The 22,000-nt window shown below is 62.0% G+C and carries 20 protein-coding genes; 7 read left to right on the top strand and 13 right to left on the bottom strand.

Annotation, left to right across the window (positions count from 1 at the left end; translation table 11 throughout):
- Window positions 1-5 precede the first annotated feature (5 nt).
- The 6 genes from hfq to N8H71_RS09150 form a co-directional block, all read right to left on the bottom strand.
- On the bottom strand, window positions 6-266 hold the full coding sequence (gene hfq / locus N8H71_RS09175; RefSeq protein ID WP_007902656.1) for an RNA chaperone Hfq: 261 nt from the start codon (window positions 264-266) through the stop codon (window positions 6-8).
- Between the two features lie 93 nt (window positions 267-359).
- Window positions 360-1,331: a tRNA (adenosine(37)-N6)-dimethylallyltransferase MiaA gene (miaA, locus tag N8H71_RS09170; RefSeq protein ID WP_262193729.1), complete on the bottom strand. Its 972-nt coding sequence runs from the start codon at window positions 1,329-1,331 to the stop codon at window positions 360-362.
- Entirely contained in the window at window positions 1,331-3,238 is a 1,908-nt protein-coding gene (gene mutL, locus N8H71_RS09165) for a DNA mismatch repair endonuclease MutL (protein ID WP_179692857.1), read from the bottom strand. The genes miaA and mutL overlap by 1 nt, the downstream gene beginning before the upstream one ends.
- Window positions 3,235-4,620 carry an N-acetylmuramoyl-L-alanine amidase gene (locus N8H71_RS09160; RefSeq protein ID WP_431768305.1) on the bottom strand — a complete coding sequence of 462 codons (1,386 nt, stop codon included), beginning with the start codon at window positions 4,618-4,620 and terminating at the stop codon, window positions 3,235-3,237. Before N8H71_RS09160 ends, mutL begins: the two co-directional genes overlap by 4 nt.
- Window positions 4,621-4,671: 51 nt before the next feature.
- Window positions 4,672-5,142 (bottom strand): tRNA (adenosine(37)-N6)-threonylcarbamoyltransferase complex ATPase subunit type 1 TsaE, encoded by a 471-nt coding sequence (gene tsaE, locus N8H71_RS09155; RefSeq protein WP_007950729.1) that lies wholly within the window; start codon window positions 5,140-5,142, stop codon window positions 4,672-4,674.
- On the bottom strand, window positions 5,130-6,629 hold the full coding sequence (locus tag N8H71_RS09150) for an NAD(P)H-hydrate dehydratase (protein ID WP_262193728.1): 1,500 nt from the start codon (window positions 6,627-6,629) through the stop codon (window positions 5,130-5,132). Before N8H71_RS09150 ends, tsaE begins: the two co-directional genes overlap by 13 nt.
- Window positions 6,630-6,692: 63 nt before the next feature.
- Between N8H71_RS09150 and queG the strand changes: the two genes are divergently transcribed.
- Window positions 6,693-7,772, top strand: coding sequence for a tRNA epoxyqueuosine(34) reductase QueG (gene queG, locus N8H71_RS09145; protein ID WP_262193727.1), 1,080 nt, complete (start codon window positions 6,693-6,695; stop codon window positions 7,770-7,772).
- Here the strand turns inward: queG and N8H71_RS09140 are convergent.
- Entirely contained in the window at window positions 7,754-8,365 is a 612-nt protein-coding gene (locus tag N8H71_RS09140; RefSeq protein ID WP_039766632.1) for a trimeric intracellular cation channel family protein, read from the bottom strand. The two genes, queG and N8H71_RS09140, sit on opposite strands and share 19 nt — an antisense overlap.
- 83 nt (window positions 8,366-8,448) lie before the next feature.
- The gene (gene orn / locus N8H71_RS09135; RefSeq protein WP_007950739.1) at window positions 8,449-8,991 is read right to left on the bottom strand and encodes an oligoribonuclease; all 543 of its coding nucleotides are present in this window, start codon (window positions 8,989-8,991) and stop codon (window positions 8,449-8,451) included.
- A 107-nt stretch (window positions 8,992-9,098) separates the two neighbouring features.
- Here orn and rsgA point away from each other — a divergent pair, with 107 nt between their 5' ends.
- Window positions 9,099-10,130 carry a small ribosomal subunit biogenesis GTPase RsgA gene (rsgA, locus tag N8H71_RS09130; protein WP_262193726.1) on the top strand — a complete coding sequence of 344 codons (1,032 nt, stop codon included), beginning with the start codon at window positions 9,099-9,101 and terminating at the stop codon, window positions 10,128-10,130.
- 55 nt (window positions 10,131-10,185) lie between these two features.
- Here the strand turns inward: rsgA and motB are convergent, their stop codons facing one another.
- Together motB and motA are read right to left on the bottom strand one after the other, a co-directional pair.
- A complete protein-coding gene (motB, locus tag N8H71_RS09125) occupies window positions 10,186-11,265 on the bottom strand; it encodes a flagellar motor protein MotB (protein ID WP_262193724.1) in 1,080 nt (359 codons plus the stop codon).
- Window positions 11,266-11,268: 3 nt separating this feature from the next.
- Window positions 11,269-12,120 carry a flagellar motor stator protein MotA gene (motA, locus tag N8H71_RS09120; protein ID WP_085685206.1) on the bottom strand — a complete coding sequence of 284 codons (852 nt, stop codon included), beginning with the start codon at window positions 12,118-12,120 and terminating at the stop codon, window positions 11,269-11,271.
- Window positions 12,121-12,286: 166 nt separating this feature from the next.
- On the opposite strand from motA, the gene N8H71_RS09115 reads away from it, so the two are divergent.
- Genes N8H71_RS09115 through asd form a run of 3 tightly spaced genes read left to right on the top strand, consistent with a single transcriptional unit; the run spans window position 12,287 to window position 15,559 of the window.
- Window positions 12,287-13,825: an HDOD domain-containing protein gene (locus N8H71_RS09115; protein WP_262193723.1), complete on the top strand. Its 1,539-nt coding sequence runs from the start codon at window positions 12,287-12,289 to the stop codon at window positions 13,823-13,825.
- A 39-nt stretch (window positions 13,826-13,864) separates the two neighbouring features.
- Window positions 13,865-14,680 carry a rhodanese-like domain-containing protein gene (locus N8H71_RS09110; RefSeq protein WP_262193722.1) on the top strand — a complete coding sequence of 272 codons (816 nt, stop codon included), beginning with the start codon at window positions 13,865-13,867 and terminating at the stop codon, window positions 14,678-14,680.
- 18 nt (window positions 14,681-14,698) lie between these two features.
- Entirely contained in the window at window positions 14,699-15,559 is an 861-nt protein-coding gene (gene asd / locus N8H71_RS09105; protein WP_064379081.1) for an archaetidylserine decarboxylase, read from the top strand.
- A 60-nt stretch (window positions 15,560-15,619) separates the two neighbouring features.
- Here asd and N8H71_RS09100 read toward each other — a convergent pair whose 3' ends face one another.
- A complete protein-coding gene (locus N8H71_RS09100; RefSeq protein ID WP_262193721.1) occupies window positions 15,620-16,021 on the bottom strand; it encodes a lectin OAA family protein in 402 nt (133 codons plus the stop codon).
- Window positions 16,022-16,242: 221 nt separating this feature from the next.
- Between N8H71_RS09100 and N8H71_RS09095 the strand changes: the two genes are divergently transcribed.
- The gene (locus N8H71_RS09095) at window positions 16,243-17,997 is read left to right on the top strand and encodes a molecular chaperone (RefSeq protein ID WP_262193720.1); all 1,755 of its coding nucleotides are present in this window, start codon (window positions 16,243-16,245) and stop codon (window positions 17,995-17,997) included.
- A gap of 118 nt (window positions 17,998-18,115) precedes the next feature.
- On the opposite strand, the gene serB is transcribed toward N8H71_RS09095, so the two are convergent.
- The gene (gene serB, locus N8H71_RS09090; RefSeq protein ID WP_262193719.1) at window positions 18,116-19,330 is read right to left on the bottom strand and encodes a phosphoserine phosphatase SerB; all 1,215 of its coding nucleotides are present in this window, start codon (window positions 19,328-19,330) and stop codon (window positions 18,116-18,118) included.
- Window positions 19,331-19,464: 134 nt separating this feature from the next.
- Here serB and N8H71_RS09085 point away from each other — a divergent pair, with 134 nt between their 5' ends.
- The gene (locus tag N8H71_RS09085) at window positions 19,465-20,973 is read left to right on the top strand and encodes an AhpA/YtjB family protein (RefSeq protein ID WP_262193717.1); all 1,509 of its coding nucleotides are present in this window, start codon (window positions 19,465-19,467) and stop codon (window positions 20,971-20,973) included.
- Window positions 20,974-21,185: 212 nt separating this feature from the next.
- Here the strand turns inward: N8H71_RS09085 and N8H71_RS09080 are convergent, their stop codons facing one another.
- Window positions 21,186-21,896 (bottom strand): PqiC family protein, encoded by a 711-nt coding sequence (locus N8H71_RS09080; RefSeq protein WP_262193716.1) that lies wholly within the window; start codon window positions 21,894-21,896, stop codon window positions 21,186-21,188.
- Window positions 21,897-22,000 lie beyond the last annotated feature (104 nt).

Raw genomic sequence — 22,000 nt, 5'->3', positions numbered from 1 at the left:
TCCTATCAGGCGTTACCTGGCTCAGCGTCACCTGCTTCGGATTCGGTTGCACTTGGCAGACGAATTGGACGAACCGGCACGACTGTAGAGATAGCGTGTTTGTAAACCATCTGGCTGACGGTGTTCTTCAGCAGGATAACGAACTGGTCAAACGACTCGATCGTGCCTTGCAGCTTGATCCCGTTGACCAGGTAGATGGAAACCCCCACTTTCTCTTTACGTAAAGTATTCAAGTAAGGGTCTTGTAGCGAATGCCCTTTTGACATGTGCCGCACTCCTTTAAGGATTCAATATAAAAAATAGGTAAACAGATGGCTTTTGCCGCCACACCCCCAAGGATAGACGGCAATTGCAAGGACTCAGCTCAATATGGAGATCGTCCCAAGGTATTTCAAGGCGCGTGGCAGATTGTCGCAATCCAGACTGTCGAGCCAGTGTAAATCTTTCCAGCTGCGCAGCCAGGTGAACTGGCGTTTGGCCAATTGGCGCGTGGCGATGATTCCACGCTCCTGCATTTCAGCCTGCGTCAGCTTGCCATCCAGATAATCCCAGACTTGGCGATAGCCCACCGCACGTATAGACGGCAACCCGGCATGCAGGTCACTTCTATTACGCAGGGCTACGACCTCGTCGATGAATCCCTGTTCCAGCATATTTGTGAATCTTTGTTTAATGCGCTCGTGCAGTACCTGGCGATTAGTTGGAGCAATCGCCAGGTTCGCGACAGTATAGGGCAATTGTTGCAGTCCCGATGCGGCGGCTTCGGTACTTTGTACAGATTGTTTCAAGCGCAGTTCAGTCATGCTCTGACCGCTGACCCGGTAAACTTCCAGCGCACGACTCAGCCGTTGCGGATCGTTCGGATGGATGCGTGCCGCAGACTCCGGATCGATGACCGCCAGTTGATCGTGCAGGGCTTGCCAGCCAAGGCGTGCAGCCTCTTCTTCGATCTGCGCGCGGACTTCGGGATCGGCCGCCGGCATATCCGCCAGACCTTCGACCAAAGCCTTGTAATAGAGCATCGTGCCGCCCACCAGCAGTGGAATTTTTCCACGTGCGGTGATCTCGGCCATGGCCTCCAGCGCATCGCGACGGAAATCAGCTGCCGAATAGGCTTCGGCCGGGTCGAGAATGTCGATCAGTCGGTGGGGAAATTCGGCCAACAGCTCTTTGGAAGGCTTGGCGGTGCCGATGTCCATGTCGCGATAGACCAGCGCCGAATCGACGCTGATCAGCTCGCACGGCAGCACCTTGGTCAGCTCGATGGCCAGGTCGGTCTTGCCCGCAGCGGTCGGGCCCATCAGGAAAATCGCTGGAGGAAGCTGGCTCATCAACGACCGCGCAGGAACAGTTTGTCCAGATCGTCCAGGCCCAGTTGGGTCCAGGTCGGTCGGCCATGGTTGCATTGACCGCTGCGCTCGGTGTTTTCCATGTCACGCAGCAGTCCGTTCATTTCCGGCAGGGCCAGGCGGCGGTTGGCGCGGATTGCGCCGTGGCAGGCCATGGTGCCGAGCAGTTCATTCAGATGCGCCTGGATCCGGTCACTTGTGCCGTATTCCATCAAGTCCGACAGGACATCGCCCACCAGTCGGTTGGCTTCGGCCTGCTTGAGCAAGGCCGGGATCTGCCGGATGGCCAGGGTTTCCGGGCCAAGGCGCTGCAATTCAAAACCGAGGCGCTGGAACCATGCCGCATGCTCTTCAGCGCAATCGGCCTCGCGCTGACTGACCGCCAGCGATTCCGGCACCAGCAGCGGCTGGCCGCTCAGGCCCTCGCTGGCCATGGCAATTTTCAGACGCTCGTACATGATCCGCTCGTGAGCGGCGTGCATGTCCACCAAAACCAGGCCCTGGGCGTTCTCGGACAGAATATAAATGCCCTTGAGCTGGGCCAGCGCATAGCCAAGTGGCGGAATGTCTTCCTGACCGGCTGGCAGCGCGTTGGCATTCGCCTCGGGCAGCGGCGCAAAAAACTCGCGGTACGCGGCCTGCGCCTCGGCAACCGGCACGGTCGATTGCGGGCGCGGCGTGTATTGATACTGATAAGCGCCGCCAGCGCTGGCGCCCGACGAGGTATTGAACGCCGGTTGCGCCTGCGGCTGTTCCAGCAACGCATTGGCCGCCAGACGCATTTCGCCCTGCGGTCCGAACTCACCGGCTTCAAGGCCGGTTGGCCGGACGATTGCGGTGGTGACCGAACCGGTAAGCTGATCTTCCGGCCGCACGTCGCCAAGGGCACGGTGCAAGGTGCCATACAGGAAGTCATGCACCATGCGCCCGTCGCGGAAGCGCACTTCGTGCTTGGTCGGGTGCACGTTGACGTCGACCGCTGCCGGATCGACCTCGAAAAACAGTGCGAACGTCGGATGCCGGCCATTGAACAGCACATCGCGATAAGCCTGACGCACTGCGTGAGCCACCAGTTTGTCCCGCACGGCACGGCCGTTGACGAAGAAATACTGCAAGTCCGCCTGACTGCGGTTGAAGGTCGGCAGACCGACCCATCCCCACAAATGCAGGCCATTGCGCTCGATTTCAATCGGCAATGCCTGCTCGAGGAAACCCGAACCGCAGATCGCCGCCACACGCCGGGCGCGAGCTGCATCATCGTGGGCTTCGTGCAGGCTGAGGATGGTCTTGCCGTTGTGGCGCAAATGGAAGGCCACGTCGAAACGCGCCAGCGCCAGACGCTTAATCACTTCTTGCAGGTGATCGAATTCGGTTTTTTCGGTCTTGAGGAATTTGCGTCGCGCCGGGGTGTTGAAGAACAGGTCACGGACTTCCACCGAGGTGCCGACCGGGTGCGCCGCCGGCTGCACGCGGGGCGCCATGTCGCGGCCTTCGGTCTCGACCTGCCAGGCCTGGTCGGCATCGCGGGTGCGCGAGGTCAGGGTCAGGCGTGCCACGGAGCTGATCGACGCCAGCGCCTCGCCCCGAAAACCCAGGCTCATCACCTGCTCGAGGTCCTCCAGGTTGCGGATCTTGCTGGTGGCATGACGGGCCAGGGCCAGCGGCAGGTCATCGGCGGAAATGCCGCTGCCATCGTCGCGGACCCTCAGCAACTTGACGCCGCCCTGCTCGACATCGACGTCGATACGTTTGGCGCCGGAGTCGAGGCTGTTTTCCAGCAACTCCTTGATCACCGAGGCCGGGCGTTCGACCACCTCACCGGCGGCGATCTGGTTCGCCAACCGCGGGCTGAGCAGTTCGATGCGGGCAGCGTTCAGGACCTGGTTCATTCTTTGGACGCCAGTTCGGTGCCGGGAATGGTCAGGTGCTGACCGACTTTCAGATCATCGCTTTTCAAATTGTTGGCACTGCGCAGCGTGGCCGGCGAGATCTGATACCGCACGGCAATCATCGCCACGGTTTCACCCGGGCCTACCCGGTGATCACGTGGCCCCTGAGCGATCTTGCCCGAATCACGCAGCCAGGCGATGTAAGTGCCCGGTGGCGGATTCTGCTGGAAGAACTGGCGTACGCCGCTGCTGATCGAGCGCGCCAGCGCCTGCTGATGGCTCGCTGCCGAAAGCTTGTTCGCCTCGTTGGCGTTGGAGATGAAGCCGGTTTCCACCAGGATCGACGGAATGTCCGGCGACTTCAGCACCATGAACCCGGCCTGTTCCACCCGCTGTTTGTGCAGTGGAGTGACCCGACCAATGTTGGTCAGGACTTTCTGGCCGACGTTGAGGCTGGAGGTCAGCGAGGCGGTCATCGACAGGTCGAGCAGAACGCCGGCCAGCATGCGGTCCTTGTCGTCGAGGCTGACGTTGCCGGCACCGCCGATCAGGTCGGAACGGTTTTCGCTGTCGGCCAGCCAACGGGCAGTTTCCGAAGTGGCGCCACGGTCGGACAGGGCAAACACCGACGCGCCGAGCGCCGCCGCAGACGGCGCGGCGTCGGCGTGGATCGAGACGAAAAGGTCCGCGCCCTTCTTGCGGGCAATCTCGGTACGGCCGCGCAGCGGGATGAAGTAGTCGCCGGTACGGGTCAGTTCAGCGCGGAAGCCTTTCATGCCGTTGACCTGACGCTGCAATTCACGGGCGATCTGCAGTACCACATCTTTCTCGCGCTGACCGCGCGAGCCCGATGCACCCGGGTCTTCGCCACCGTGACCGGCGTCGATCACCACGATGATGTCGCGCTTGCCGGCCGGGGCCGGTGGCAACTTGATCGCAGGTTCGGCAGGGGTGACCGGTACCGCAGGAACGGTCGCAACCGTTGGGGTCGGCGCAGGCGTAGGCGCTGGTGCGGCGTCAGCCGGGTTGTCGAACAGGTCGACCACCAGACGGTTGCCATATTGCGCATTCGGCGCCAGCGAGAAGCTTTTCGGGGTGACGGCTTTCTTCAGGTCGATGACCACCCGCAGGTCGGTCGGTGTGCGCTGAGCCGAACGCATGGCGGTGATCGGCGTGTTGGCGGTCTGCACATTCAGCGGCGCGCCGAGGGTGGCGCCGTTGATGTCGATCACCAGACGATCCGGCGCGGTCAGCGTGAAGACGCTGTGCTGCACCGGGCCTGTCAGGTCGAACACCAGTCGCGTGTTGTCCGGCGCCCGCCACAGGCGCACGCTGTTGACCTTCGTCTCGGCCACAGCGTTGACGGTTACTGCCATCAACATCAGTCCAGCGGCAGCCACCAACGCGCGAAAGCGCATACCTAACCCCATCATTCAATTGGTTTCCAATGCCAAAGCGGCACACCAGGCCTCGCCGCGCGAGCCCTGGGACAAAATGGTCAGCGAACGTCCGCTGTCTTGCGGGCTAATGGTAATGGTCAGGTCAGGCTTTGGCAAAAAGCCTGCACCTTTATCGGGCCATTCGATCAGGCACAGGGCGTCGTCTTCGAAATAGTCGCGAATCCCGAGAAACTCCAGTTCCTCCGGATCGACAAGGCGATACAGGTCGAAGTGAAAGGCCCGGACGTCACCGATCTCGTAGGGCTCGACCAACGTGAAGGTCGGACTTTTCACCGCCCCCACGTGCCCCAGACCGCGAATGATGCCCCGCGACAGCGTGGTTTTACCCATCCCGAGATTGCCTTCGAGAAAGATCAGGCCATGGCCCTGGGTGATACGGGCGATGCGTGCGCCAAAGTCGCTCATGGCCTGCTCATCGGCCAGGTACAGGGTTACTTCAGACACGGTGCATGCTCCTCCAACAACTGACGAATGGCTGGAATCAGATCACTGGCCGCCAGCCCACGGCCGAATTTACCTTGTTGCGCCCCGGCGTTGGCGTGCAGCCAGACTGCCAGACAAGCCGCGTCGAACGCATTCATGCCCTGGGCCAGCAGCGCGCCGATCAGACCGGCCAGCACATCGCCGAGCCCGGCCGTGGCCATGGCCGGATGGCCTTGATGACACAGCGCCAGACGACCATCGGGATGAGCAATCAAACTGCCCGCGCCCTTGAGCACCACCACCGCTGTATATTTTTTGCTCAACGCCAGCGCCGCCGCCGGACGATCGGCCTGCACGTCGGCGGCGCTGATCCCCAGCAGCCGCGCCGCCTCACCCGGATGCGGCGTGATCACGCAATCCTTGGGCAGACTGACAAAACCGCAGGCCAGCAGGTTCAGCGCATCGGCATCCCACACCTGCGGCAGCGAGGCATTGGCGGCGGCCGACAACAGCGCCCTGCCCCAACCGGCCTGCCCAAGCCCCGGCCCGACCACCAGCACGGACACCTTTTCCAGCAGCCCCATCAATTGATTGGCCGAAGAAGTGCCCAGCGCCATGGCTTCCGGCACCCGGCTCAACGCCGCTGGCACATGTTCCGGGCGGGTCGCCAGCGACACCATCCCGGCCCCGCTGCGCAACGCGCTTTCGGTGCTCAGCAGGATCGCCCCGCCAAAGCCGTGATCGCCGCCGATCAGCAGCACATGGCCGAAACGCCCCTTGTGCGCCGCCGGCGCGCGGGCCGCCAGACGCGGCAGGTTAACCGCGTTGAGACGTTGAGCGGCGGCAGGAATGTCACTGAAGTTTTCGGCCGAGGCCTGCAGATCGTTAAACAGCAGTTCGCCGACATGATCCGCTGCCGCGCCCGTGAACAGTCCGAGCTTCAAGCCGATGAAGGTCACGGTGAGATCAGCGTGCACTGCATCACCCAGCGCATGACCAGTGTCAGCGCACAACCCGGAAGGGATATCGACCGCCACCACCGGCAATCCGCTGGCGTTGATCGCAGCGATCGCAGCGACATAGAGCTCACGCACCTCGCCGCTCAGACCAGTACCGAGCAACGCGTCAACCACGATACCGCGCAACTCGCAGGACAAGTCCCATGCTGCAATCGAGACGCCATCGGCCACGGCTTCGGCGTGCGCCACGGCGGCATCGCCCTTCAAGCGCTGCGGGTCGCCGACAGCCAGCACCTGAACCTGCCAACCCGCCCGGTGGGCCAGCGCCGCCACCAGATAACCATCGCCGGCGTTGTTGCCATGTCCGGCCAGCACCGTCATTTCATTCGCGGCGGGCCATTGGCGTACCAGCGCGCGCCACGTGGCATGGGCGGCACGCTGCATCAATTCGAAGCCCGGCGTGCCGGCGGCGATCAGCCGTGCGTCGAGTTCACGCACCTGCGCGGCTCGGTACAGCGCGTCGGGTAATTGATCTTTAGTGTGCGGCATGCGTCTTCGGGCTCCGATGTCTGGCAGAATTATACGCACCTCAGCTCCGGTTTCTCTCGCCTCATGTCCGCCATCACCACAGATCTGCCTGCCCTCGCCCAATCCATCAAGGACTGGGGCCGCGAGCTGGGCTTCCAGCAAGTCGGCATCAGCGGTCTGGACCTGGCCGAGCACGAACAGCACCTGCAACGCTGGCTCGAGGCCGGCTACCACGGCGAGATGGAGTACATGGGCGCTCACGGCAGCAAACGCTCGCACCCCGAAGAGCTGGTGCCGGGCACCTTGCGCGTGGTGTCGCTGCGCATGGACTACTTGCCGGGCGACACACAAATGGCGCAATTGCTGGCCAAACCGGAAAAAGCCTACATCTCGCGTTATGCCTTGGGCCGCGATTATCACAAGTTGATCCGTAAACGCGTTCAACAACTGGCGGACAAGATTCAATCCGAGATCGGCCCGTTCGGTTTTCGCGCCTTCGTCGACAGCGCACCGGTGCTGGAAAAAGCCATCGCCGAACAGGCCGGGCTGGGCTGGATCGGCAAAAACACCCTGGTGCTGAACCGCAAGGCTGGCAGTTACTTCTTTCTCAGCGAACTGTTCGTCGACCTGCCGCTGCCAGTGGATGAACCCCACAGCACCGAACATTGCGGGCGCTGCACCGCGTGCCTCGACATCTGCCCGACCAACGCCTTCGTCGGCCCCTATGTGCTGGACGCGCGACGCTGCATTTCCTACCTGACCATCGAACTGAAGAACGCCATCCCCGAAGACCTGCGACCGCTGATCGGCAACCGGGTGTTCGGCTGCGACGATTGCCAGATCTGCTGCCCGTGGAACCGCTTCGCCCGCCCGTCTGGCGAAAGCGATTTCAAGCCACGGCACAATCTGGACAACGCCGAGCTGGCCGAGCTGTTCTTGTGGGATGAAGACAAATTCCTCAGCAGCACCGAGGGTTCGCCGTTGCGCCGCGCGGGTTACGAGCGTTGGCTGCGAAATCTGGCGGTGGGACTGGGAAATGCACCGTCAAGCATTCCAGTGCTGGAAGCACTCAAGGCACGGCGCGAATACCCGTCAGAACTGGTACGTGAACATGTGGAATGGGCGCTGAAACAGCACGTCAATCGTCAGGGCGCGTCGTTATAGACGAACTTCGGCATTTCCCAGTGGAAGCGAATCGCCAACAACCGCAGTAGAAAGCCACCGAACAACGTGATCAGAATCGCCTGCTCGCTCGGCACATTCAGGAACAGACAGAGCATGTAGCACCACGCCGCAGCGAACGAAACGCTGGCGTAGAGTTCGCGACGGAAGATCAGGGGAATGTCGTTGCAGAAGATGTCGCGCAGGATGCCCCCGAATACCCCGGTGATCACGCCGCTGACCGAAGCCACCAGCATGCCGTGCCCCATTTCCAGGGCGGTCATGCAGCCGATCAGGGTGAACGCCACCAGACCGACCGCGTCGAGCACCAGAAACAGCGAGCGCAGATGACGCATCCAGCGTGCGGTGAACACGGTGATCATCGCCGCAATGGTCGTCAGCACCAGGTATTCCGGGTGTTTGACCCAGGTCAGCGGGTAATGCCCGAGCAGCACGTCGCGCACCGAACCGCCGCCCAATGCCGTAACACAGGCGATCAGCACCACGCCGAACCAGTCCATGCCACGACGGCCCGCAGACAGGGCGCCGGTCATGGCTTCGGCAGTAATGGCGACGAGGTAGAGCATCAGCAACATGGTGGCGATCCTGGCAGGAAGGCGCGCAGTCTACTCACTTCGCAGAGGCACCAAAAGAGGGCACCCCGGCGCGGGTGCCGATCTCAGAACTTGATGAAATGCTTGCGGTAGTGCTGCAGCTCGGCGATGGACTCACGGATGTCGTCCAGCGCCAGGTGAGTGCTGCCCTTCTTGAAGCTGTCACGCACATCCGGCGCCCAGCGCGCGGCCAGTTCCTTGAGCGTGGAAACGTCGAGGTTGCGGTAGTGGAAGTAGCTTTCCAGCGACTTCATGTGGGTATAAAGGAAGCGGCGATCCTGGCAGATGCTGTTGCCACAAATCGGCGACTTGCCCTTCGGCACCCACTTTTCGAGGAAGGCGATGGTTTCGGCTTCAGCCTCGGCCATGCTCACGCGGCTGTCGCGCACGCGCTGGGTCAGGCCCGAATTGCCGTGAGTGCGGGTGTTCCACTCGTCCATGCGGGCGAGGACTTCGTCGCTGTGGTGGATGGCGATCACCGGGCCTTCGGCCAAGGTGTTCAGGTCACTGTCGGTGACGATGGTGGCCATTTCGATGATGACGTCGTTTTCCGGATCCAGACCGGTCATTTCGAGGTCGATCCAGATCAGATTCTGCGGGTTTTGCATATTTCGGCTCCTGAGCAATGCTGCGCAGTTTAGCCTAGGCAGCCTGCCGGGCGTGCTAAACTCGCGGCCGTTTTACCTAATCGCTGCATTCTTCAGACGGAACACCCATGGCCAAACGCCAACTCAATCGTCGTCAAAACTGGCGCATCGAAAAGATTCAGGGCGAACGCGCCGCCCGCGCCGCCAAACGCGAGTCCTCGGCTGTCGAGGCGCTCGAAGGCGGCGATCTGGGCCCGGAACAGCACGGCCTGGTGATCGCCCACTTCGGTGTGCAGGTCGAGGTCGAGGCCGTTGACGGCGAACTGGCCGGCCAGGTCTTCCGCTGCCACTTGCGCGCCAACCTGCCGGCGCTGGTGACGGGCGACCAGGTGGTCTGGCGCGCCGGCAACCAGGGCATCGGCGTGATCGTTGCGCAACTGCCGCGCACCACCGAACTGTGCCGTCCGGACAGCCGTGGCCAGCTCAAACCGGTGGCCGCCAACGTCGACATGATCGTCATCGTTTTCGCCCCGCTGCCCGAGCCCCATGCGAACCTGATCGACCGTTATCTGGTCGCCGCCGAGCACGCCGGCATCCGCCCGTTGCTGCTGCTGAACAAGTTCGACCTTATCGACGAGCAGAACGCTCCGGCGCTCAATGCTTTGCTCGCGGTCTATCGCACGCTGGGTTATCCGGTACTGGAAGTCTCGGCGCACCACGGCAACGGCATGGAGCAATTGCAGAAACAGCTCGACGGACGCATCAGCGTGTTCGTCGGCCAGTCAGGTGTGGGCAAATCGTCGCTGGTCAACAGCCTGTTGCCGGACGTCGAAACCCGCGTCGGCCCGTTGTCCGAGTGGTCCGGTCAGGGTCAGCATACGACGACCACCGCACGACTGTTCCACTTCCCGGGTGGCGGTGAACTGATCGACTCCCCGGGCATCCGTGAATTCGGCCTCGGCCACGTCAGCCGCGCCGACGTCGAAGCCGGCTTCATCGAGTTCAACGACCTGCTCGGCACCTGCCGCTTCCGCGACTGCAAGCACGATCGCGAACCGGGATGCGCACTGCTCAAGGCCCTGGAAGACGGCCGCGTGCAGCAGCAGCGAATGAACAGCTACCGCTCGATCATCGCCAGCTTGCCGGAAAACGGTTACTAAACCTTTAAGTAGCCAGACACAAAAAAGCCGACATCACTGTCGGCTTTTTTGTAGGTCACTGTTTCGGCGCGGGAGCCGGAGCAGTGGCTGGTGCAGCAGGCGCTGGGGCTGGTGCCGCTGCGCCCGGCTCGGTTGGTTTCGGCAGCGGGTCGTCGAACAGGTTCAACCGCTCGCGCAGTTCGTGCGCAGGCACTGGCTGCTGATCCGCCGGCAAGGCGTTCGGGTCGACCGGTGTGGCCGGTGCCGCACCGTTCTGGCCTTGATCCGCCGGTTTCGACGGGTCGGCACCTTGCGCACCTTCGATGGCCGCCTGGGCCTTCTTGGTCAGCACCACGATGTCGATACGACGGTTGACCGGGTTGAACGGGTTCTCCTTGTCGAACAGTGCCGACGAGGCGTAACCCACCACGCGAGCCACTTGAGCGTCCGGATAACTGCCTGCCACCAGCGCACGCCGGGCGGCGTTGGCACGGTTGGCCGAAAGCTCCCAGTTGCCGAAGTCGCCGTTGCCCACGTAAGGCTTGGCATCGGTGTGACCGCTGATGCTGATCTTGTTCGGCACCGCTTTGATGGTGTCGGCCATGGCCAGCAGGATGTCTTCGAAGTACGGCTTCAGGCGTGCAGAACCGGAGTCGAACATCGGCCGGTTCTCGGCGTCCATGATCTGGATGCGCAAGCCGTTCGGCGTGATCTCGAACAGGATCTGGTCCTTGAATTTCTGCAGTTGCGGGTTCTCGTCGACCTTGTTCTGCAGTTCCTGCAGCAACAGTTCCAGACGTTCCTTCTCGACCTGCTCGGCCATGCCTTCAACCTGCTCGGTGTCGACCGTGACCTTGTCCGGTTGCGGCTGCGACTTCACTTCAGGATTGAGGGTGTTTTCCGGCGCCAGGGTCGGCGTGCCGCCCAGGTCAATGATGTACGGCGTGCCGCTCTCGGAGAAACCGACCGGGTCCTTGAAGTAACCGGCGATGGCGATCTTCTGCTCCGGGGTCGCGGTGGACAGCAGCCACAACACCAGGAAGAACGCCATCATCGCCGTCGCGAAGTCGGCGAAGGCGATCTTCCACGCCCCGCCGTGATGCCCGCCGGCAATGCGTTTGACGCGCTTGACGATTATTGGCTGGTTATTTTCCATGACTTAACGACCGCGAACGGCTTGTTCCAGCTCGGCAAAGCTTGGACGGTGAGCCGGGTACAGAACCTTGCGACCGAACTCGACAGCCAGCGACGGCGGCATGCCGGAAGCCGAAGCCACCAGCGAGGCCTTGATGGCTTCGTAGACGTTCAGCTCTTCCTTGGCATCGTGCGCCAGGGAGTGCGCCAGCGGGCCGAAGAAACCGTATGCCGCGAGAATACCGAAGAAGGTACCTACCAGTGCCGCACCCACGTGCAGGCCGATGGACTTCTGATCACCGTCACCCAGCGAAGCCATGGTCACCACGATACCCAGTACCGCCGCGACGATACCGAAGCCGGGCATGCCGTCGGCAATGCCGTTGACGGCGTGCGAAGGATGTTCCAGTTCTTCCTTCAGGCTATACAGCTCCATGTCGAACAGGCCTTCCAGCTCGTGGGGAGCCATGTTGCCGGACGACATGATGCGCAGGTAGTCACAGATGAACGCAGTCATGCGCTCGTCTTTCAGTACCGCCGGGTACTTGGCGAAGATCGGGCTCGCAGCGGCATCTTCGATGTCGCCTTCGATGGCCATCATGCCTTCGCGGCGGCTCTTGTTGAGGATCTCGTAGATCAGGCCCAGCACTTCCAGATAGAACGTGTGGCTGAAACGCGAACTGAACATGCTCAGGGATTTCTTGAGCACGTGCATCGTCATGTAGCCGGGGTTGGCCTGCAGGAATGCACCGAGTGCAGCACCACCGATGATCATCACCTCGAAGGGCTGGATCAGGGCGGCAATCTTGCCGTGGGAGAGCACGTATCCGCCGAGCACGCTCGCGAATACGACGATGATGCCGATAATTTTAGCCATAGGTAGAAAGTACTTATTTAAGTCGGGTTCAAGGTCATATTCGGAAGTTAAAAAATCTCTTCTTCTACTTATCGGCAAAACTGCGCCAGACTATAGCCAGTTCAGGCGAAAAGCCAATTTAGCCCATGCCGGGCGCGTCTACCGTCAGTGAAGATCTCGTCCAGACATGGCTAATGAAACGAACGTCCCACACGTAAAACCGACCACACTCGATGGCTGGGTGAAGCTGCTCGACAGCGTTCGCCTGCCGGTGCCGCAAGACGCCCATGACCGGGTCTGCCGGGCGATTCGCGATGACCGCAGCTCGCTGCGCGACATCGCCGACCTGATGCAGGACAGCCCGGCGCTGGCCCTGAGCATCATCCGCGAAGCCAACCGCCACACCCACGGCAACATGACCGCGCCGGCGGAAAACCTCGAAGTGGCGATCAATCGCCTCGGCCTTGCCCGCACTGAAGAGCTGCTCGCTCGCCTGCCTGCCGAACCCGCCGCACAGATCCCCCAGGCCCTTCGCCAGTTGCAGATGATCAGCCAGCACGCAACGCAACAGGCCAACGGTTTCTTTGCCAGCCGCCTCGCGCGCCTGTGGCAGGACATTCACTGGGGCAGCCTGCTGTTTCTGTCGCCGCTATGGCCGTTGGCGCTGACCTTTCCCAAACTGCTTGAAGAGTGGGAAGTGCGGGTTATCCACAAGGGCGAATCGGCTCGCGACGTGGAGAAGCAACTGTTCGGCGTGCGCCTGCTGAAAATCGGCGAAGCGCTGGTGGAAGCCTGGCGTCTGCCGATCTGGGTGCAACAAGGTTACCGGCTGCTGCTGACCGAGCAGCGCGAACTGGTCAAAGTCCTGCGCATTGCCCGCGACGTCGATCATCCGCTGCGCCAGCAGAATCGCCTCGATGACGATCCGACCCTGCGCCGCTGGCTCAATCAACCGGCCAACACCGTGTTGCTGGCCAACGGCCTGGCACTCTCGGCGCAACAGGCCTGGGACAGTCCACACAGCGAGCGCTGGCAATACCTGACCAGCCTCTACCTGCAGATCTCGATGGAGGAGGTGCAACAGCAGTTGCACCAACAGGCCGCCGTCAGCGCTCGCCATCATTCCATGCCGGACCTGTGGCACCCGGCGGTTTCGCTGCTGTGGCCGTGGGGCACCCGTCGCCTGCCCGCCGGAATGCTGCCGGCTGCGGCGCCGTCTGCTGAAGATCTGACCCAGTGGCGCCGGCAATGTGCCGAGCTGCTGGCCGTGCCAAGCCGCTTTACCAATGCCATGAGCCTGACCGTCGCTGCCCGCGACGCGCTGATCGCCAGCGGCATGCGCCGGGTGATGATCCTGATGGCCGACCGCAGCCACGCCAATCTGCGCGTCCATCAAACCTCGGGGTTGCCGAAGGAGGCCGCCGCGCTCAATTTCGTCGTCAGCCAGAGTTCGGTGCTGCAACGCTTGCTCGCGCAGCAGGCGCAGGTGCGGATCACCCCGGACAACAATGCTCAGTTTTCCGCCCTGCTGCCGCCCTCGCTGCGCACGCTGTTTCGTGGCGAACACCTGTTCCTGCGCTCGCTGGTGAACAACGGCCGGGTGATCATGATCGTGGTCGCCGACCAGGGTGGAGGGCCGTTCGCCGACATCACCGTGCAAGCGTTCGGCAAAACCGCGCAGTGCATCGAGAAAGCCCTGCACAGTTTTAGCCAGCGCGACCAATGACAGCTACAATCCTTCCCCTTTGTGCTCTGGAGACCTCACATGTCTGATTTCTCTGGCCTGGCCCTGGTGATCGAGCCGAGCGACCTGCTGCCGCGCCTCGAATCCCGCGATCTGATTCTGGTGGATCTGACCAGTGCCGCCCGCTACGCCGAGGGACACATTCCCGGCGCACGTTTTGTCGATCCGAAACGCACCCAGCTGGGTCAGGCGCCGGCTCCGGGCCTGTTGCCGAGCAAAGAAAAACTCGAAGAACTGTTCGGTGAACTGGGCCACCGCAAGGACGCGGTCTACGTGGTCTATGACGACGAAGGCGGTGGCTGGGCCGGGCGTTTCATCTGGCTGCTCGACGTGATCGGTCACGACAAATACCACTACCTCGACGGCGGTCTGCCGGCGTGGCTGGCGGAAGGTTCGCCGATGTCGATCCAGATTCCTCCGGCGATGGGCGGCCCGGTTGCCCTGACCCTGCACGAGGAACCGACCGCCACCCGTGAATACCTGCAAAGCCGTCTCGGCGCCGCTGACCTGGCGATCTGGGACGCTCGCGGGCCACTGGAGTATTCCGGCGAGAAAGTCCTGGCGGCCAAGGGCGGGCACATCCCCGGCGCGGTCAATTTCGAATGGACGGCAGGCATGGATCAGGCGCGTCAGCTGCGCATCCGCACCGACATGCCGCAGATCCTCGAAAACCTCGGGATCACCCAGGACAAAGAAATCATTACCCACTGCCAGACCCATCACCGGTCCGGTTTCACTTATCTGGTGGCCAAGGCTCTCGGTTATCCGCGGGTCAAGGGCTACGCCGGTTCCTGGGGCGAATGGGGCAACCACCCCGACACCCCCGTCGAGCTTTAAGGATTTTTAAGGACAGTCATGAAAGAGCGTTTGTTTATCATCAGCCAATACCTGCTGCCGCATCACTTGCTGTCGCGCCTTGCCGGCTGCGTCGCCGAATGCCGCGTGCGCTGGTTCAAGAATGCCTTCACCACCTGGTTCGCCAAGCGTTATCAAGTGGACATGTCGCAGGCACTGGTTGAAGACGTCACCGCCTACGAGCACTTCAACGCCTTCTTCACCCGCGCACTGAAAGACGGCGCACGTCCGCTGGACCAGACCCCGGGCGCGATCCTCAGCCCGGCCGACGGTGCGATCAGCCAGCTCGGCCCGATCGAGCACGGCCGTATCTTCCAGGCCAAGGGCCACAGCTTCAGCGTGCTGGAACTGCTGGGCGGCGATGCGGCCAATGCGGCGCCGTTCATGGGCGGTGAATTCGCGACTGTTTACCTGTCGCCGAAGGATTACCACCGCGTACACATGCCGCTGGCCGGCACCTTGCGCGAAATGGTCTACATCCCGGGCCGGATCTTCTCGGTCAACCAGACCACTGCGGAAAACGTTCCGGAACTGTTCGCCCGCAACGAGCGCGTGGCGTGCATCTTCGACACCGAGCGCGGTCCGATGGCCGTGGTACTGGTGGGCGCGATGATCGTGGCATCGATCGAAACCGTGTGGGCCGGTCTGGTCACGCCACCGAAGCGTGAGCTGAAAACCTTCCGTTACGACGAAGCCGCCCGTGCCCCGATTCACCTGGAAAAAGGTGCGGAACTGGGTCGCTTCAAGCTGGGTTCGACCGCGATCGTGCTGTTCGGGCCGGATCAGGTGAAGTGGGTTGAAGAACTGAAAGCCGGCTCGCCGGTACAGATGGGGCAAGCCCTCGCACAGTCGAACGCCTGAACCTGTTGATCCGCCCTTTCGCACGTCTGCGAAGGGGCGGACACGACCTGAGTGGCGCCGTTACTCTATCTGCCCACGGAAGCCGATCGGCCCTTCGTTGGCGTAGGTATTGGTGCCGCTGAGGTTTTTCCCTCCGTCATTGGACGTGACGCTCAGCGCGATAACGTTCTGGTTATCCCGCCCGCCGATCACCCATTTGCCACCTGGATGCCAAGGGGCATCGTTGCCACCCCACTGGTTTTCGACGTTGTACTGGTTCTGGCCAGTGCGCTGAGCCTTGAAGCCAATAGAGCCTTCGCCGGCGTAAGTCATGGTGCCGGTGAAGCTTTTGCCACCGTCGCCGGACTTGATCTCGATCGCGACGACGTTCTGGTTGTCCCGCGCGCCCAGCACCCAGGTTCCACCCGGATGCCAAGGTGCCGAACTACCGCCCCATTGATTTGCCACTGCGTATTTAGACATGAACCTCATCTCCTTGAAGTTTTTCAGAGACCTGCCCGACGTTGCGGCAGGCCGTGCAACCGTGCGTTTCCGATGGCACGCCTGAGAGCCTAGTAGCGCCTGCCGAAATGGCACCAGGCCAGCAGACCAACGGTAAAAAAGCCTGACAATCGCCTGCGAAAAAGACCACAACTGCTAGAGTTTTTGGCATTGCCCTATTCGCCGCCGGAGCTTGTCACGGCATGAGTGAGCCACGATCCCGACCGAAACTGAGCGCCCCGACACCTACGCAGTTGCGCCTATCCTTCTGTGAAGCCACCCCGCGCGACCTCAAGCGCTGGATCGCCGGCCTGCCCAAGGCCAACATCGGCGAAACCGCGCGCCTGCTGTATCAAGGCCTCGGTGAACTCAATCAACTGCTGACCCCTAGCGACAACCGCCTGCATCTGCTGGAGCTGCTGCGCCCGGAGGTTTACTTCGTCTGCCAACACCTGGAACGACATTTTCTGCATCAGGCGATCATGCTCGATGAGCGTTCACGCAAGATCAGCAACCTGTGCCAGGCACTGCAAAGCCATCTGGCTTTCGGTTACAAACAGATCGTCCTGCGCATAGTGCCGAAGTACAGCAAGGATCGCGCATCACTGGTGAGCGAAGCGTTGCAACGGGCAACTCACGCCATGAACGGGCAACTGGTTCGCGCCACTCAGCTCTACAGCCCTGCACCGGAACACCTGTGGTTTGAATTGCATCAGTTGTTTCGCTGCGCCTGCGAGCTGCAACTGCAACATCGCCGGCTGCGCGACGACCTTGCCAGCCTGACCGGCGAGTTGAGCGTCGAACAGACCTACCTCGCCGCCCTGCTGCTGGGCAGCGCCCGCTGCAATCAGTTGCGGCAAAATCAGATCGCGCGTCTGACCCAAGTGGTGGAGCCCTGGAGCGCATGGCTGAAGCTGCATCCCGCCAACCCGGGCGAGGGGTTGTTCGCGGTCTCGGCAGACATCGACGCCGGCCCGCGCTATCGCTCCCAATTTCGCAGCGAGCAACAGGCCAGCCTGCTCGGTTTCGATCCACAACCGCTGGTGAATGCCATCGAGGCCCACCTGCTGCATCAGGATGCGACTACCCCGCTGCCCGTGCCGTCCGGCCTGACCCTCGACACCCTGCAACACCTGCACGCCACCTGGGGCGAAGCCGCCGAACGCAGCTTCCAGCGCACCGTCGGCCAGGGCAACCTGACCGTGTGCGTCGGCATGAGCGCCCTGCACTTTTACCTCGGTGGCGAACGCACCTTCAGCGAACTGCTCAAGCACCCCGGCGCCCGTGCGGCGAATTTTAGCCGCGCGGTGGTTCAGGGCGAAAAGGACAGCTGGAGCCAGGCATTTGACGCCGCACCGCAGAGCACATCCGATGAGCTTTTGCCCTACGAGGAAATTCGTTACGAACCGCTGATCGACGATGAAGGCGACGCCGACAGCCCGCCGCATTACCCGACCTATGCCTTGCCGGTGATTAACCACAGCCCCGGCGGTTATTGCCTGGCCTGGCCAAAGGACGTGCCGGCCGAATTGCAGGCGGGGGAAATGGTCGGGATTCAGGACAGCCTCAACCAGGGCTGGAGCATTGCCGTGGTGCGCTGGATCCGCCAAGTGCGTGGTGCCGGGACCCAAATGGGCATCGAGCTGGTGGCGCCACACGCCCAGCCCTGCGGCTTGCAACTGGTGCGCACGCGGGATGATCACAGTCATTACTTGCGAGGCTTGCTGTTGCCGGAGATCAGCGCCATCGACTTGCCCGCGACGCTATTGGCGCCACGACTGCCGTTTCAGGAAGGCAATAAAGTGCTGATCAACACCCAGGGCGAAGAACACCGCGCCGGGCTGGATCGGCGGGTGGCAAGCACACACAGTTTCAATCAGTTTGCCTATCGTTCGCTGGAAGCCGCACAAAATGGCGGAAGCGAGGAGGATTTCGACTCGTTGTGGAAATCACTTTGAGTGGAGTCGGATAATCCGGGGCGCCCCCTTCGCGAGCAAGCTCGCTCCCACATTTGAAATGCATTCCAATGTGGGAGCGAGCTTGCTCGCGAAGGGGGCAGCTCTGGCGGCAGAGCTTTCAGAGCTGCCCGTCGCGATCCCGGAAGCCCAGCAGATAAAGCACGCCATCCAGCCCGAGGGTGGAAATCGCTTGTTTCGCCGACTGCTTGACCAACGGCTTGGCGCGGAACGCCACGCCCAGACCGGCAATCGCCAGCATCGGCAGGTCGTTGGCGCCATCGCCCACGGCGATGGTCTGTTCCAGACGCAAACCTTCTTTTTCAGCCAGCTGCTTCAGCAGATCGGCCTTGCGCTGGGCATCGACGATCGGCTCGATCGCCACGCCGGTGCATTTGCCGTCGACCACTTCCAGTTCGTTGGCGAACACGTAATCGATGCCGAGTTTGGCCTGCAACTGCTTGGCGAAGTAGGTGAAGCCGCCCGACAGGATCGCGGTCTTGTAGCCCAGGCGCTTGAGTTCGGCGAACAGGGTTTCAGCGCCTTCGGTCAGGCGCAGCGAGGCGCCGATCGAATCAAGTACGCTGACATCGAGGCCCTTGAGCAGCGCCAGACGCTCCTTGAAGCTGGCGCGAAAGTCCAGCTCGCCGGCCATTGCCCGCTCGGTGATTTGCGAAACCTGGTCGCCGACACCTGCGGCTTTGGCCAGTTCATCGATGACTTCGGCTTCGATCAGGGTCGAGTCCATGTCGAACACGGCCAGACGACGGTTGCGACGGAACAGCGAATCTTCCTGAAAAGCGATGTCGACGTTCAGTTCCTGAGCAACGCTGAGGAATTCGGCGCGCAAGGCCTGCGGATCGTCGGCTTCGCCACGCACGGAGAATTCGATGCAGCCCTTGCCCTTGTCGGCCGGCGTGTCCAGTGGCATACGACCCGACAGACGGTCGATGTGGTCGATGTTCAGGCCGTATTTGGCGGTGATCGAGCTCACAGCCTGCAACTGGCCGGCGGTGACCTTGCGGGTCAGCAGGGTAACGATGTGGCGTTTCTTGCCCTGATTGCCCACCCATTGCTGGTAATCCTCTTCGGACACCGGGGTGAAGCGCACCTGCTGGTCGAGCTCATAGCCCTTGAACAGGATGTCCTTGAGCACCGACTTGCCTTGCTCGGAGTCGGGAATTTCCACGAGGATGCCGAACGACAGCATGTCGTGAATCACCGCCTGACCGATGTCGAGGATATTCACACCACCCTGGGCCAGAACACCGGTAATGGCTGCCGTCAGACCCGGACGGTCGACTCCCGTGATGTTAATCAGGACGATTTCGCGCAACGCGCACCCCCGCAACTGGAAAAAAACCGCATTCTACCCACTTTCAGTGACCATCGGGCACCGCCAGCGCTTTGCCGGTCTAGGGCCTGTCGCTATACTGCGCGTCAACTTCACGGACAAAAGAGCCGAGCTCAGTGAACCGGCCCACGCCAGTTAAAACCGATAACTTCTTTCTGCTGATCTTCCGTGCACTGCGCCACCGCCGTGTACCGATTGCATTGCGCATTGCCAGCCATAACGTGATCCTGGTCGCCCTGGCCCTGGTGATCTATGCCTGCGTGATGGGCCTGCAGTTCAAGCAGGCCATGCACGAGCAGGCCGATGCGCTGGGCGAAAGCCTGACCACGCAGACAGCCACCTCCGCCACCGAGTTGCTGGTGTCCAACGACATCCTCAGCCTCAACGTGCTGCTCAATAACCTGACCAAGAACAAGCTGGTGGCTCACGCCGCCATCTACAGCGTGGACAACCGCATCCTCGCCGAGTCCGGTCAGCGGCCCAAGCACGGCCTGCTGGGCGAAGCCGAGGGCATGTACGAGAGCAAGATCACCTTCCAGGACGTGACCGCCGGGCAACTGCGCATCAGCCTGGACATGGATCAGTTCCAGCAGCCGATGACCATCAGCCTGCAAAGCATGGGCATTCTGAGTGCGATCCTGCTGGCACTGTCCCTGGCCCTGAGCCTGCGTCTGGGCCGGCACATTTCCACGCCGCTGCTGCAACTGCGCGTGTGGCTGCGCCGGATCGACGAATACACGCCGGGGATCGAGCGTCAGGACGAGATCGGCGATCTTGCCCGCCAGTTGCACGCCAACTACGCCCCGGAGCCGGCCGAACCGGAGCCCGAGCCAGAACCCGAGTTCGAAGACGACGAGCCGGAATTCGAAGTGCGTAACCTGCGTGATCCGAGTTTCGACGAAAGCCGCCCGATGGCCGCGCAGAAGCCTGCGCCACGCCATGTGGTCAGCACCGTTGAAGACGACGATGACGAAGACCCGTTCGCCGATCTGCGTGACGAGTCGCTGGACGAAACCGCACAACCGGCGGTGCGCCGACCAACTCCAAGCGTGCCGCAACACACGGCGGTGCTGGCGGTACAACTGGGCTCGCAAGAACAACTGCGCCGTTTGCCGCGTGCACGTCTGGAAGAGTTGCAGGATCGCTATCGCGACTGCCTGGAGCAGGCCGCGTCGCTGTATCAGGGCGAAATCGAGACCCTGAACGACGGCAGCACGCTGATGTTGTTCCACACCGAAGACAGCGGCGACGATTACCTGACCAATGCCATCTGCTGCGGCGAGCTGTTGCGGGCGCTGGGCCACCAGTTGCAGATCGAAGTCGCCGACAGCGGCATCACCCTGCAATTGCAGCTGGGCCTGACCCTCGGCGACGAGCTGTTCGGCCTGAGCCAGATAGATCTGCTGCTGACCGACTCCGCCCAGGATGCCCTGGCGCTGTCGCAACACAGCCGCAACCTGCTGCTGGTCGAGCGCAAGATCGGTGACGACACGCTGATCCGCCAGCGCGCGCGGATCCGTCCGATCGCCAGCCCTGAGGGTGCCTGCTGTGTGGAGCGGTTGATGGAGCCTTATCCGTCGATGCTCGAGCGGCAACTGGCGCGTATGCATGAACGCCGGGTATAAGCGTTAGCCCAGAAACGATGAAGCCCGCAGACACGCGATTGTCTGCGGGCTTTTTGTTGCCTGTGCCAGCCCCTTCGCGAGCAGGCCAGCTCCCACACTTCCTGTGGGAGCGAGCCTGCTCGCGAAGAGGCCAGCTGCCATACCGTAGAGATCCCGCCACCAGACACAACAAAGCCCGCACAAGGCGGGCTTTGTCTTGACTCAAGCCAGACTCAGAAGCGAAACACTTCCATATCCGTACGAATCGGTGAAGCCATCGGGATCTTCGGCTGCTTCTCGGCTTCAGCCGCCGGCGCGGCTGGTTTCGGTGCCGGTTTGCGCGGTGCCTCGGCGACCGGTGGCTGGTTGGCCAGCGGTTTGAGCGCGACCGAGAGTTGTTCGGCCAGGCGTTGCAGCAAGATGCCCTGGGCCTGAACCTGCGAAGCCGTCCCGCCACTGTGCAATTCTTGCAGATGGACGATCCGGTTGTCCCGCACCTGGCCACGACGGTCGATCAGACGCCATTGTGCATCGAGAATTGCCGGCTGTTTTTCACCCGAATCGAGGCGGGTGATGGTCAACAGCACTTGCACATCCGGGGTGAACCCCGTGGTGGCCGGTGACAGAACGACCCGCTGACTGTCCAGATGCCCGGCAACCTGACGCAACAGCAACTGATCGATGTCCGACGACAGACTGCCGGCCCAGCGACCATCGATCGAGGCTTGCAGACTACCGTCCGGTTGGCGCTGCAACAGGGTTTCACGTTGCAGATAGTCGGCAACTACCACAGGTCCCAGCAAAACTGCCATGCCTGAGCTTTGCGCAGGCTGAGCCGGACTTCCGCTGTCCAGCTGATACAGCGACACCGGCTGGTGAACGCTGCAACCCGCCAGGCCAAGAACGCCGGCGAGCAGGAAAATAAGGGGGCGCAGAGAAGTCATCATCCCGTCCAGGTGGTCGCCACAAGGCTGACCACAGTGAAAATACTCAATAAATATGAAGAACGCTCGGCCACGCCGGCGCTTGGAAAGGCCATATCATCCGT

This window comes from Pseudomonas koreensis (assembly GCF_025447595.1).
Lineage (GTDB): Bacteria > Pseudomonadota > Gammaproteobacteria > Pseudomonadales > Pseudomonadaceae > Aquipseudomonas > Aquipseudomonas koreensis_H.
Note: the sequence above shows the minus strand (reverse complement) of the source record. Positions and strands in the feature narration are given on the sequence as shown.